The organism is Streptomyces solicavernae (assembly GCF_029968095.1).
Taxonomy (GTDB): Bacteria; Actinomycetota; Actinomycetes; order Streptomycetales; family Streptomycetaceae; genus Streptomyces; species Streptomyces solicavernae.
Map to the genome: position 1 here is coordinate 121,700 of NZ_JASCIR010000009.1, position 12,377 is coordinate 134,076.

Below are 12,377 nucleotides of genomic sequence, written 5' to 3' on the forward strand. Positions count from 1 at the left end.
GAAATCCGTACCTCGGTACGCAGCGCCGATCGACGAAATCACTGAGGCGCCCGTCTCAGTCAGCGGCCCGGCGTCCCGTCGCCCGTCGACAAGTGCGAAGATGGGTTCTCGGCAGGACAGGGCCCCCACCACAGGGCCGAAGGAACAAGCGGCCGAACACCAGCCGCCGCGCGGTCATCGCAGACCGGCGTACGGCGCACATGCATGGAGGACGTGACGTGGCGAACGACGCCAGCACCGTTTTCGACCTAGTGATCCTCGGCGGCGGTAGCGGCGGTTACGCCGCGGCCCTGCGCGGAGCGCAGCTGGGCCTTGACGTCGCCCTGATCGAGAAGAACAAGGTCGGCGGCACCTGCCTGCACGTCGGCTGCATCCCGACGAAGGCCCTGCTGCACGCCGGCGAGATCGCCGACCAGGCCCGCGAGTCCGAGCAGTTCGGCGTGAAGGCCACCTTCGAGGGCATCGACATGCCCGCCGTCCAGAAGTACAAGGACGAGGTCATCTCGGGCCTGTACAAGGGCCTGCAGGGGCTCATCGCCTCGCGCAAGGTGACGTACATCGAGGGCGAGGGCAAGCTCTCGTCCCCCACCTCCGTCGACGTGAACGGCCAGCGTGTCCAGGGCCGCCACGTGCTGCTGGCGACCGGCTCCGTGCCGAAGTCGCTGCCCGGCCTGGAGATCGACGGCGACCGCATCATCTCCTCGGACCACGCGCTGACCCTGGACCGGGTCCCGAAGTCCGCGATCGTGCTCGGCGGCGGCGTCATCGGCGTCGAGTTCGCCTCGGCCTGGAAGTCCTTCGGCTCCGAGGTGACGATCGTCGAGGGCCTCAAGCACCTCGTCCCCGTCGAGGACGAGAACAGCTCCAAGCTTCTTGAGCGCGCGTTCCGCAAGCGCGGCATCAAGTTCAACCTCGGCACGTTCTTCGAGAAGGCCGAGTACACGCAGGACGGCGTCCGCGTGACCCTGGCCGACGGCAAGACCTTCGAGGCCGAGGTCCTCCTGGTCGCCATCGGCCGCGGCCCGGTCTCGCAGGGCCTGGGCTACGAGGAGCAGGGCGTCGCGATGGACCGCGGCTACGTCCTGGTCGACGAGTACATGCAGACCAACGTGCCGACGGTCTCGGCCGTCGGTGACCTGGTCCCGACGCTCCAGCTCGCGCACGTCGGCTTCGCCGAGGGCATCCTGGTGGCGGAGCGTCTGGCCGGTCTGAAGACCGTTCCGATCGACTACGACGGCGTGCCGAAGGTGACGTACTGCCACCCCGAGGTCGCGTCGGTGGGTCTCTCCGAGGCGAAGGCCAAGGAGGTCTACGGTGCGGACAAGGTCGTCGCCCTGAAGTACAACCTGGGGGGCAACGGCAAGAGCAGGATCCTGAAGACCGCGGGCGAGATCAAGCTCGTCCAGGTCAAGGACGGCGCTGTGGTCGGTGTCCACATGGTCGGTGACCGTATGGGCGAGCAGGTCGGCGAGGCGCAGCTCATCTACAACTGGGAGGCGCTGCCCGCCGAGGTCGCGCAGCTCATCCACGCGCACCCGACGCAGAACGAGGCGCTCGGCGAGGCCCACCTGGCCCTGGCCGGCAAGCCGCTGCACGCGCACGACTAGTCGCTCTCCCGCAGCGATCGCGCCCCGTTACCCATACGTAGTTCGTTAGGAGCAACCGAAACCATGTCGGTTTCCGTAACCCTGCCGGCGCTCGGCGAGAGCGTGTCCGAAGGCACCGTCACCCGTTGGCTGAAGGCCGAGGGCGAGCGCGTCGAGGCCGACGAGCCGCTGCTCGAAGTCTCGACCGACAAGGTCGACACCGAGATCCCGGCCCCCGCCGCCGGTGTCCTCGCGTCCATCAAGGTCGCCGAGGACGAGACCGTCGAGGTCGGCGCCGAGCTGGCCGTCATCGACGACGGCTCGGGCGCCCCGGCCGCCGCCCCGGCCCAGGCCGAGGCCCCCGCCGCCGAGCCCGCCCCGGCCCCGGCCGCCGAGGCCCCCGCGGCTCCGGCGCCCGCCGCCGAGGCCCCCGCCGCCGCCCCCGCCGGTGGTGCCGAGGGCACCGACGTGACGCTGCCCGCCCTGGGCGAGTCCGTCACCGAGGGCACCGTCACCCGCTGGCTGAAGGAGGTCGGCGAGGAGGTCGCGGAGGACGAGCCGCTGCTTGAGGTCTCGACCGACAAGGTCGACACCGAGATCCCGTCGCCCGCCGCCGGTGTCCTCCTGGAGATCGTGGTCGGTGAGGACGAGACCGCCGAGGTCGGCGCGAAGCTCGCCGTCATCGGTGCCGCGGGTGCGGCTCCGGCCGCCGCCCCGGCCGCCCCCGCCGCTCCGGCCGAGCCCGCCCCGGCCCCGGCTGCCCCCGCAGCCCCGGCCGCCCCGGCTCCGGCTCCCGCTGCCCCGGCTCCGGCTGCTGCCGCTCCGGCCGCGCCCGCCGCCCCGGCTGCCCCGGCCGCCCCGGCTCCGGTCGCGCCCGCCGCACCCGCCCCGGCCGCGCAGGCCGTGGCTCAGGTGGACGACGGCGCCTACGTGACCCCGCTGGTCCGCAAGCTCGCGTCGGAGAACGGCGTGGACCTGTCGGCCGTCAAGGGCACCGGCGTCGGCGGCCGTATCCGCAAGCAGGACGTCATCGCCGCCGCGGAGGCCGCCAAGGCCGCCGCTCCGGCCGCTGCTGTGACTGCAGGGGGCCCTGCTGCCGCTGCCGCGCCGAAGGCCCCGGCCCTGGAGGTCTCTCCCCTCCGCGGCCAGACGGTCAAGCTGCCGCGCATCCGCAAGGCCATCGCGGACAACATGCACAAGGCCCTGCAGGAGCAGGCGCAGCTGTCCTCGGTCATCGAGGTCGACATCACCAAGCTGATGAAGCTGCGCGGCAAGGCCAAGGACGGCTTCGCCGCCCGCGAGGGCGTCAAGCTCTCCCCGATGCCGTTCTTCGTCAAGGCCGCCGTCCAGGCGCTGAAGGCCCACCCGGTCATCAACGCCCGCCTGAACTACGACGAGGGCACCATCACCTACTTCGACTCCGAGAACGTCGGCATCGCCGTCGACTCGGAGAAGGGCCTGATGACCCCGGTCATCAAGGGTGCGGGTGACCTCAACATCGCGGGCATCGCCAAGAAGACGGCGGAGCTGGCGGGCAAGGTCCGTACGAACAAGATCGCCCCGGACGACCTGTCGGGCGCCACCTTCACGATCTCCAACACGGGTTCGCGCGGTGCGCTCTTCGACACGGTCATCGTCCCGCCGAACCAGGTCGCCATCCTGGGCATCGGTGCCACGGTGAAGCGCCCCGTCGTCATCAACCACCCGGACCTCGGCGAGACCATCGCCGTCCGTGACATGACGTACGTGACGCTCTCCTACGACCACCGACTGGTGGACGGCGCCGACGCCGCCCGCTACCTGTCGACGGTCAAGCAGATCCTGGAGGCGGGCGAGTTCGAGGTCGAGCTCGGCCTCTGACCTGAGGATTCCCGTTGTACGGCGGCGCCCCCGTCCGGAACTTTCCGGACGGGGGCGCCGCCGTGTGCGGGGCGTCGCCGCGGCAGCCGCGAGTGACGGATCCCGCACCCCGCGCACACCCCAAGGACGAGGTGAACGCCGTATCGTCGTCCCATCGCACCTGCCTGAGGAGCCACCACCCATGAGTTCGAGCCCCGGGGCGGCCATGTCCGCGCCCGTCGTCCACTCGCTGCGCGACCAGATCCGCGAGCACATCGTGGAGGGGATCGTCAGCGGCCGCTGGAAGCCGGGCGAGCGCATCGTGGAACGCCGTATCGCGGTCGAGCTGGAGGTCAGCCAGACTCCGGTCCGGGAGGCCCTGCGCGAGCTGGAGTCGCTCCGCCTGATCGAGTCGGCCCCGAACAAGGGCGTACGCGTACGGAATCTGACCGCGGCCGACCTGGAGGAGAGCTACCCGGTACGGGCCGGCCTGGAGCAGATCGCCGCCGAGCTGGCCGCCGACCGCCTGGCCGAGGACTGCTCGGCCCTGGAGGCACACGTGGCGCCGCTCTACGAGGCCGACCGGAACGCCGACGGCACGGCGCAGGTGCGGCACACCGTCGGCTTCCACCGCGAACTGGTGCGCGCCGCGGGAAACTCCGTGCTCCTGCACACCTGGGAGGGCCTGGGCATCGAGGTGTTCACGGCCCTGTCGATCCGCTGGCTGGGCACGCAGCAGCAGTCGTACGCGGAGGAGCACGAGGAGCTGGTGGCGGCGTTCCGGCGGCGTGATCCGCAGATCGGGGCGTTGGTGAAGGAACACGTTCTTGGTTGTGCGCCGCGGGCATAAATCAGCCCGTCGTCTGGGGGGCACCTCCCAGCGGTAGCTGGGGGGACGAGCGCGGAGCGCGATCGAGGGCGCCCGAGTCGACGCTCACAGGCCGGCCGACCTGCGCTCATATGGTCCACCCCGCCCGCAAAGTAGCGTCCACTTTGACCAGAAATGGGCGGCACCCCGTGCCCGAACCCCAGGCACGGGGTGCCGATTTCTCCACGTAGAGAAATTTCTCCCCTCAACCCTTTGATCGATCATCGATCAGCGGCTTACAGTCGACGGCGGGCTGCACCCAGCCCACCGCCCTGTCCTGCCAGATAGGGCCATCTCCACCCCCTCTTCCGCGGCGTCGCGGAAGAACCTGTCCGGAAGGCGTCGATCATGACCGACCCCGTAGGCAAGCTTCCGAGCCAGCTGGACCAGCTGCCGGACCGCGACCCCGAGGAGACCGCCGAGTGGGCGGCCTCCGTGGACGCCGTGAGCGAGCACGCCGGTACGCATCGCGCGGAGTACCTGCTGCGCCGTACCCTCCAGCACGCCGAGGACGCGGGCCTCGCCCTGCCGCGGCTCCTGGAGACGGATTACGTCAACACCATCCCCACCTCCGCCGAGCCCGCCATCGAGGGCGACGAGGAGATGGAGCGGAAGATCACCGCCTGGAACCGCTGGAACGCGGCGGCCATGGTGACCCGCGGCTCCAAGCACGGCGTCGGCGGCCACATCGCCACCTTCGCCTCCGCGGCCTGGCTCTACGAGACGGGCTTCAACCACTTCTTCCGCGGCAAGGAGCAGGACGGCTCCGGCGACCAGCTCTACATCCAGGGCCACGCCTCGCCCGGCATCTACGCCCGCGCCTTCCTGGACGGGCGCCTCTCGGAGCAGCAGCTCGACCACTTCCGGCAGGAGTCCGGCGGCAACGGTCTGCCGTCGTACCCGCACCCGCGCCGCCTGCCCTGGCTGTGGGAGTTCCCCACGGTCTCCATGGGCCTCGGCCCGCTCTCCGCGATCTACCAGGCGCGGTTCAACCGCTACCTGACGAACCGCGGCATCAAGGACGTCTCCAACTCTCACGTGTGGGCGTTCCTCGGTGACGGCGAGATGGACGAGCCCGAGTCGACGGCGGCACTCGCACTCGCCTCGCGCGAGGGCCTGGACAACCTGACCTTCGTCATCAACTGCAACCTGCAGCGCCTCGACGGCCCGGTCCGCGCCAACTTCAAGATCGTGCAGGAGCTGGAGGCCCAGTTCCGCGGCGCCGGCTGGAACGTCGTGAAGTCGCTGTGGGGCAACGCCTGGGACGAGCTCTTCCAGCTCGACACCAACGGCGCCCTGGTCCGCCGCATCCGTGAGGTTCCGGACGCGCAGATCCAGACGTACCAGACGCGTGACGCCGCCTACATCCGCGACCACTTCTTCGCGGGCGACCCGGCCCTTGTCCAGCTCGGCAAGTCGCTCAGCGACGACAAGATCATCGAGTGCTTCCAGCTGTCGCGCGGTGGCCACGAGCCGCGCAAGGTGTACGCCGCGTACAAGGCCGCCCTCGCGCACAAGGGCGCGCCGACCGTGATCCTGGCCCAGACGGTCAAGGGCTTCACGCTCGGCGAGGGCTTCGCGTCGAAGAACGCCAACCACCAGATGAAGAAGCTGACCACGGACGAGTTCAAGGGCATGCGCGACCTGCTCGAACTCCCCATCAAGGACAGCGACTTCGCCGACGGCCAGGTGCCGTACGGCCACCCGGGCGAGAACTCCCCCGAGGTCCGCTACCTCCAGGAGCGCCGCGCCGCCCTCGGCGGTCCGGCCCCCGCCCGCCGTACGCAGCCGCTGCCCGCGCTGCCCGAGGCCGCCGCGAAGACCTTCGCCGCCTTCGACAAGGGCTCCGGCTCGCAGTCGATGGCGACCACGATGGCGTTCGTGCGCCTCGCCAAGGACCTGATGCGGGACAAGACCTCCGGCAAGCGCTGGGTGCCGATCGTCCCCGACGAGGCCCGCACCTTCGGCATGGAGTCGCTGTTCCCGTCGCTCGGCATCTACTCGCCGAAGGGCCAGACGTACGAGCCGGTCGACCGCGACCAGCTGATGTACTACCGCGAGGCCAAGGACGGCCAGATCCTCAACGAGGGCATCACCGAGGCCGGCTCGATGGCCGACTTCATCGCCGCGGCATCGTCGTACGCCACGCACGGCGAGACCATGATCCCCTTCTACATCTTCTACTCGATGTTCGGCTGGCAGCGCACGGCCGACCAGATGTGGCAGCTCGGCGACCAGCTCGGCAAGGGCTTCCTCATCGGCGCCACGGCCGGCCGCACGACGCTCACCGGTGAGGGCCTGCAGCACGCGGACGGCCACTCCCCCGTCATCGCGGCGACCAACCCGGCGGCGCTGACGTACGACCCGGCGTTCGCGTACGAGGTCGCGGCGATCGTCAAGGACGGTCTGCGCCGGATGTACGGCGAGACCGCGCCCGGCGAGGACTCGAACGTCTTCTACTACCTCACGGTCTACAACGAGCCGATGCCGCAGCCCGCGAAGCCCGAGGGCGTCGACGAGGGCATCGTGAAGGGCCTGTACCGCTTCAACACCGCCGAGTCCGCGGGCCTTTCGGTCCCGGCCGAGGCTCCGCGCACGCAGCTGATCTCCTCCGGTACGGCGATCCACTGGGCCCTCAAGGCGCAGCGGATGCTGTCCGAGGAGTGGGGTGTCGGCGCGGACGTGTGGTCCGCGACCTCCTGGACGGAGCTGCGGCGCGACGCCCTTGAGGCCGACGCGGCGCTGCTGCGTGGCGAGGAGCAGGTGCCGTACGTGCGCCAGGCGCTGGAAGGCGTCACCTCGCCGGTGCTTGCCGTCACGGACTACATGCGGCAGGTGCCGGACCAGATCGCGCAGTGGGTCGAGCAGGACTACACGTCGCTTGGTGCGGACGGCTTCGGCCTGTCCGACACCCGTGACGCGGCCCGCCGTCACTTCGGGGTCGACGCGGAGTCGATCGTGGTGGCTGCTCTGGCGCAGCTCGCCCGCCGCGGTGAGGTGTCCGCTGCGGCGGTCAAGGAGGCTCGGGAGAAGTACGGGCTGTAGCCGGTCCCCTCGGCTCTCCGGCCCCGTCACGCTGCGTCGTGGCGGGGCCGGTTCTTTTCACCCCACTGCTGCGCCGTCGTTCCAGCCCCTCCGGCGTTTGAGGAGCGGGGTCCGGGGCGGAGCCCCGGTTACGGGAAGAGGCGGGGCTGGGGAAAATACCCGCATGCGAGCCGCACGCCTCATCAAGATGGTCCTGTTGCTGCAGAACCGGCCCTCCATGACCGCCGCCGAGCTCGCGGCCGAGCTCGAAGTGTCCGAGCGCACCGTGACCCGAGACGCCCAGGCACTCTCCGAGGCCGGCGTCCCCGTGTACGCGGACCGGGGCCGCCTCGGCGGGTACCGGCTGATCGGCGGCTACCGCACCCGCCTCACGGGGCTCGCCCGCAGCGAGGCCGAGGCGCTGTTCCTGTCCGGCGTGCCGGGCGCCCTGCGCGAGATGGGCCTGGAGGACGCCGCCTCCGCCGCCCGCCTGAAGGTGTCCGCGGCGCTGCTGCCCAGCCTGCGGGACGCCTCGCGGAGCGCCGCGCAGCGGTTCCACCTGGACGCACCGGCCTGGTTCCGGGAGGCCGACCCGCCCGAGCTGCTGCCCGTCATCGCCGACGCGGTCCGGGACGACCGCCGGGTCACCGCCCGCTACCGCCGCCGGGACACCGAGACGGAACGGGAGTTGGAGCCGTACGGGCTGATCCTGAAGGCGGGCGTCTGGTACCTGTGCGCCCGCGTCCCGGAGCACGGGGCCCACCGGGTGTACCGGATCGACCGCTTCACCTCCGTCACGCCCGGCCCGGAACGCTTCGTGCGGGACGAGGAGTTCGAGCTGCCCCGGTTCTGGGAGGAGCGCGCGGCGCAGTTCGCGCGCTCGATCCTGCGCGCGGAGGCCGTCCTGCGCCTCTCCCCCGCGGGCGCGCGCAGACTGCCGTACGTCACCGACCCGGCCGCCGCCCGCGAGGCCCTGGACGCGGCGCCGGAACCGGACGGCCGGGGCTGGGTGCGGATCGTACTGCCGGTGGAGAGCGACGAGGTGGCGTACGGCCAGCTGATCGTGCTCGGCGCGGAGTGCGAGGTGCTCGGACCGGCCGCCCTGCGCGACCGGTTCGCGGAGACCGCAGCCCGGCTCGGGGACCTCTACCGGTAGGACCTTTACCGGCAGGACCCCTACCGGTAACCCGTCACGTCCGCCTCCGGCGCGGTCTGGTCGACCTCCGTCAGATACCGCCAGGCGTCCGGCGCCGAGCCGTCCACGTCGGTCACGCCGTACTCCCGCGCGAGGCCGCCGCTGGACAGGGACGTGCCGTTGAACCGGGCCACGTCCGGATCGGCGGCGAGCGCGGCCAGGGTACGGCCGATGTAGGTCGGCGTCTCGGAGATCGCGAAGTGCGGGTTCTGCTCGCAGCCGTCGAGCCAGTTCTCCTCGGTGACCTTGAAGTACGTGTCGAGCATCGCCTCGGAGCGCAGCCAGCCGGGGGTGAGGGCGACCGCGGTGCAGCCGTACTCCTTCAGCTCCTCGGCGAGGCCGTGGGCCATCCGCAGCGGCGCCGACTTGGCGAGGTCGTAGTAGAACGGCTCGCGGTAGCGGCGGTTGTACTCCTCGGTGCCGTCGGTGACCTCGACGACGAGGCCGCCCGGGTTCCGGATCAGCAGCGGCAGGGCGCAGCTGCTGGTGACGATGTGCGACTCGACGCCCAGGCGCAGCACGCGCAGGCCCTTGTCGAGGTCGTGCTCCCACATCTTGCGGCCCCACTCCACATGGACGTCGCCGCCCCAGATGTCGTTGACCAGGATGTCGAGCCGGCCCTGTTCGGCGTCGATGCGGTCGACCAGGGCGCGGACCTGCGCGGGGTCGAGGTGGTCGGTGGGTACGGCGATGCCGCGGCCGCCGGAGTCGGCGCCCGCCTCGGTGACGCGTTCCGCGGTGCCCTCGATGGTCTCGCGGTCGCGGCCGACCTCGCTGGTGTGCTCCCGGGTGGTGCGGCCCGTCACGTACACGGTGGCCCCGGCGCGCCCGAGCTCCACGGCCATGGCCCGGCCCGCACCCCGGGTCGCGCCCGCGACGAGGGCGGTCTTGCCGTGCAGGGGGGCTTCTTGCGGTGTTTCGGTTTCGGTCATACGTCGAGCCTGGCAGCGAATCCGGACATCTTCTGTCCGGAAGGCGGATGCGTGCGGTCGTACCAGTAACAAGAGCTGCACTCCGGGTGCGTCGGTCCCGCCCAGGGACGATGCTGGTCCCGTGATGGACGAGACGGAGTTCTGGGAGCTCATCGACAGCACCCGCGCGGCCGCCGACGGCGACCCGGAGGACCACGCCGACCTGCTCGTGGAACGCCTGGTGAAGCTCGACCCGGACGCCGTCCTGGACTTCGCCCGGCACTTCGAGGCCCGCTACAACCGCGCCTACCGCTGGGACCTGTGGGGCGCGGCCGCCGTCCTGCTCGACGGGGCCAGCGACGACGCCTTCGACTTCTTCCGTTGCTGGCTGATCGGCCAGGGCCGGGAGGTCTTCGAGGGCGCCCTGCACGACCCGGACGCGCTCGCCGACCTCCTGGACGACTTCGACGAGGAGATCGACGGCGACGCCGAGGAGTTGGGGTACGCGGCCGACGAGGCGTACGAGCAGCTGACCGGCACCGTCGCCGCCGACCTGGGCATCCCGGCCGCGCCCGCCGAACCGCAGGGCACGCCCGTCGACTTCGAGGACGACACGGCGCTCGCCCGCTACTACCCGAAGCTGTGGGACCGGTTCGGCCCTGCGGACTGAGCCCGACTGAGCCGCTGACTCCTCACTCGTCGCGCCGCCTCTCCTTCTCCGGTTCCTCGCGCCTCTCCTTCTCCGGTTCCTTCTCCGGTTCCTCGCGCCTCTCCTTCTCCGGTTCCTCCTCCGGTTCCTCGCCCTTCTCCTTCTCCGGTTGCTTCTCCGGTTGCTCCCCCTGCTCCGTCGGGGCCAGGACCAGCAGCGCCACGTCGTCCTCGACCTCCCCGGCGAAGGCGCGCAGGTCCCGCCACAGCGCGCCCACCAGCACCGCCGGGTCCCCCTCGCGCACCTCAAGGGGCAGTGTCGCGAACCGGAGCACCGGGACGTAGAGCTCGCCCTGCGCGTCCCGCGCCTCGGAGACGCCGTCGGTGTGGGCGAGCAGCCGGTCGCCCGGTGTGAGGTCGAGCAGGAGCGGCTGCGGCGGCGCATAGCTGGCGGCCAGGCCGAGGCCGAGCGGAGTGCCGGGGTCCGGCGCCAGTTCCGCGGCGGCGCCGGCCCGCAGCAGCAGGGGCGCCGGGTGCCCGCAGGACAGGATTCGTACGGTCGGCGAGCCGGGCACGAACTCGACGAGCAGCCCGGTGGCGAACAGTTCGGCGTGCTCGGCGCGGGCGTTGTCCGTGACGAGGCGCCGGTCCAGCTTGGCGGCGACGCCTTCGAGGTACGGCTCGTCGAGCACGGCCTCCCGGAACGCGCCGAGCAGCGCGGCCACGGTGCCGACGGCGGCGAGCCCGTGCCCCTGCACGTCGCCGACCAACGCCCGTACGCCCCAGGGCCCTTCGCGTACGTCGTAGAGGTCGCCGCCGACGAGGGTGCCGCGCTCGGCCGCCCGGTACAGGCCCGCGCAGCGCACCCGGCCGACGCGTTCGGCCAGCGGCGGCATGACGGCGAGCTGGGCGGCCTCGGCGACCGAGCCGACGCTGACCAGCTGGGCGTCGCGGCGGCTGCGGACCAGGGAGATGCCGACGCTGAGCAGTGCGACGGACGTGACCATGAGGATGTCGCTGTTGCCCGGCCGGTCGGGGCCGGCGCCGGGCACGATCGCGAGCACCACGGCCGCGGCGCCCATGAGGGCGGTGGCGACCGGCCCGTAGGCGAGCGCGGCGAGCGGCGGGGTGGCGGCGAGCAGCAGGCCCAGCTCGATGTCGCGCGGGGTGAGGGCCTGCACCGCGCCGAGGACGAGGAGCAGCAGCACCGGCAGCCGGCGGGCCCAGTGCGGTGGGCCCGCGCCGCGCCGCAGCCAGGCCGCCTGCCCGCCGCGCGGCTCGGCGTGCCGACGGCGGTCGGCTGCGCCGGTCACGCTCCCGTTCCGCGGGTTCCGGGACGCTGGGGGCTCATACGGCAACCCTGCGGCGCGGCCCGCCCGGACGCACTTCGGGCCGGTCGGTCAGGTGATCGGCGCCGCGCCCCCGGGCCGGGGTCAGAAGTGCGTGCCGCCGTCGATGCGGATCTCCGTGCCGGTGATGAAGCGGCCGTCGTCCGAGGCGAGCATCGCGACGACGGAGGCGACCGTCTCCGGACCGGCGAAGCCGTCGCCGAGCGCGGGGGCGAGCTTGACGAAGAGGCTCATGTCGGCGTCCTCGGGCAGTCCGGGGCCGGTGCTCCGGCGGCTGGCGCCGGAGCCGTCGGTCATCCCGGAGGAGATGGATCCGGGCTGGACGGCGGTGAAGCGGATGCCCTGCTTCCCGTACTCGCTCGCGAGGGCGTGCGTCATCGACTGGATGCCGCCCTTGCTGGCCGCGTACGCCGCCATGTACGGGTGCGCGAACATCGCGGAGGTCGAGCTGAAGTTGACCACGGCCGGGCCCTCGCCCCGCAGGAGCGCCGGGATCGCCTCGCGGATCACCAGGAACGTGCCGGTGAGGTTGACGGAGATGACCTGGTTGAAGGCGTCCAGGGTGGTCTCGTGGGTGTGCGAGGAGCGCAGGATGCCCGCCGCGTTGACCAGGGCGTCCAGGCCGCCGAGCGTCTCGACGGCGGCGGCGACGCCCGCCTTGACCGCCGCCTCGTCGGCGATGTTCAGGACCAGTGTGCTGAGGCGCTCCGCGTTCGGGCCGGCCTTGGCGACGGTGTCCTTCAGGCCGTCCTCGCTGATGTCGGCGGCGGCCACGCGCCCGCCCTCGGCGAGCATGCGCAGCGCGGTGGCCTGGCCTATCCCGGAGCCCGCGCCGGTGACGAGGACGCGGCGGCCCGTGTAGCGATCGAGGTTCTGCATGACGTTGCTCTCCCTGCTCTGTTCTCTCCGGGTTCTCTCCGGGTTCTCTCCGGCTCTGCCCGGCTTCCCTTCTCGCAG

Annotated in this window: 9 protein-coding genes; 6 read left to right on the forward strand and 3 right to left on the reverse strand. The window is 71.7% G+C overall.

Translation table 11 applies throughout. From position 1 onward, the window contains the following. Positions 1-218 precede the first annotated feature (218 nt). The 5 genes from lpdA (at position 219) to QIS99_RS13550 (ending at position 8,473) form a co-directional block, all read left to right on the forward strand. Positions 219-1,607 carry a dihydrolipoyl dehydrogenase gene (gene lpdA, locus QIS99_RS13530; RefSeq protein WP_282513493.1) on the forward strand — a complete coding sequence of 463 codons (1,389 nt, stop codon included), beginning with the start codon at positions 219-221 and terminating at the stop codon, positions 1,605-1,607. Positions 1,608-1,670: 63 nt separating this feature from the next. Beyond that, positions 1,671-3,446 carry a 2-oxoglutarate dehydrogenase, E2 component, dihydrolipoamide succinyltransferase gene (gene sucB, locus QIS99_RS13535; RefSeq protein WP_282513494.1) on the forward strand — a complete coding sequence of 592 codons (1,776 nt, stop codon included), beginning with the start codon at positions 1,671-1,673 and terminating at the stop codon, positions 3,444-3,446. 205 nt (positions 3,447-3,651) lie between these two features. Further along, complete coding sequence (locus QIS99_RS13540) at positions 3,652-4,275, forward strand: GntR family transcriptional regulator (protein WP_282513605.1); 624 nt, start codon at positions 3,652-3,654, stop codon at positions 4,273-4,275. Positions 4,276-4,641: 366 nt separating this feature from the next. Further along, a complete protein-coding gene (gene aceE, locus QIS99_RS13545) occupies positions 4,642-7,338 on the forward strand; it encodes a pyruvate dehydrogenase (acetyl-transferring), homodimeric type (RefSeq protein WP_282513495.1) in 2,697 nt (898 codons plus the stop codon). A 163-nt stretch (positions 7,339-7,501) separates the two neighbouring features. Further along, a complete protein-coding gene (locus QIS99_RS13550) occupies positions 7,502-8,473 on the forward strand; it encodes a helix-turn-helix transcriptional regulator (RefSeq protein WP_282513496.1) in 972 nt (323 codons plus the stop codon). A 20-nt stretch (positions 8,474-8,493) separates the two neighbouring features. Here the strand turns inward: QIS99_RS13550 and QIS99_RS13555 are convergent, their stop codons facing one another. After that, on the reverse strand, positions 8,494-9,444 hold the full coding sequence (locus tag QIS99_RS13555; protein WP_282513497.1) for an SDR family oxidoreductase: 951 nt from the start codon (positions 9,442-9,444) through the stop codon (positions 8,494-8,496). A gap of 124 nt (positions 9,445-9,568) precedes the next feature. Between QIS99_RS13555 and QIS99_RS13560 the strand changes: the two genes are divergently transcribed. Beyond that, a complete protein-coding gene (locus QIS99_RS13560; protein WP_282513606.1) occupies positions 9,569-10,093 on the forward strand; it encodes a DUF4240 domain-containing protein in 525 nt (174 codons plus the stop codon). 22 nt (positions 10,094-10,115) lie between these two features. On the opposite strand, the gene QIS99_RS13565 is transcribed toward QIS99_RS13560, so the two are convergent. Then, positions 10,116-11,384 carry a PP2C family protein-serine/threonine phosphatase gene (locus QIS99_RS13565; RefSeq protein ID WP_282513498.1) on the reverse strand — a complete coding sequence of 423 codons (1,269 nt, stop codon included), beginning with the start codon at positions 11,382-11,384 and terminating at the stop codon, positions 10,116-10,118. A 120-nt stretch (positions 11,385-11,504) separates the two neighbouring features. Then, on the reverse strand, positions 11,505-12,299 hold the full coding sequence (locus tag QIS99_RS13570; RefSeq protein WP_282513499.1) for an SDR family NAD(P)-dependent oxidoreductase: 795 nt from the start codon (positions 12,297-12,299) through the stop codon (positions 11,505-11,507). Between the last annotated feature and the right edge of the window lie 78 nt (positions 12,300-12,377).

Excerpts from the sequence above, each read along its gene's own strand:
- sucB (WP_282513494.1), top strand. The coding sequence starts at position 1,671 with ATGTCGGTTTCCGTAACCCTGCCGGCGCTCGGCGAGAGCGTGTCCGAA.
- QIS99_RS13540 (WP_282513605.1), top strand. The coding sequence starts at position 3,652 with ATGTCCGCGCCCGTCGTCCACTCGCTGCGCGACCAGATCCGCGAGCAC.
- QIS99_RS13550 (WP_282513496.1), top strand. The coding sequence starts at position 7,502 with ATGCGAGCCGCACGCCTCATCAAGATGGTCCTGTTGCTGCAGAACCGG.
- QIS99_RS13570 (WP_282513499.1), bottom strand. The coding sequence starts at position 12,299 with ATGCAGAACCTCGATCGCTACACGGGCCGCCGCGTCCTCGTCACCGGC.
- QIS99_RS13555 (WP_282513497.1), bottom strand. The coding sequence starts at position 9,444 with ATGACCGAAACCGAAACACCGCAAGAAGCCCCCCTGCACGGCAAGACC.
- aceE (WP_282513495.1), top strand. The coding sequence starts at position 4,642 with ATGACCGACCCCGTAGGCAAGCTTCCGAGCCAGCTGGACCAGCTGCCG.
- QIS99_RS13560 (WP_282513606.1), top strand. The coding sequence starts at position 9,569 with ATGGACGAGACGGAGTTCTGGGAGCTCATCGACAGCACCCGCGCGGCC.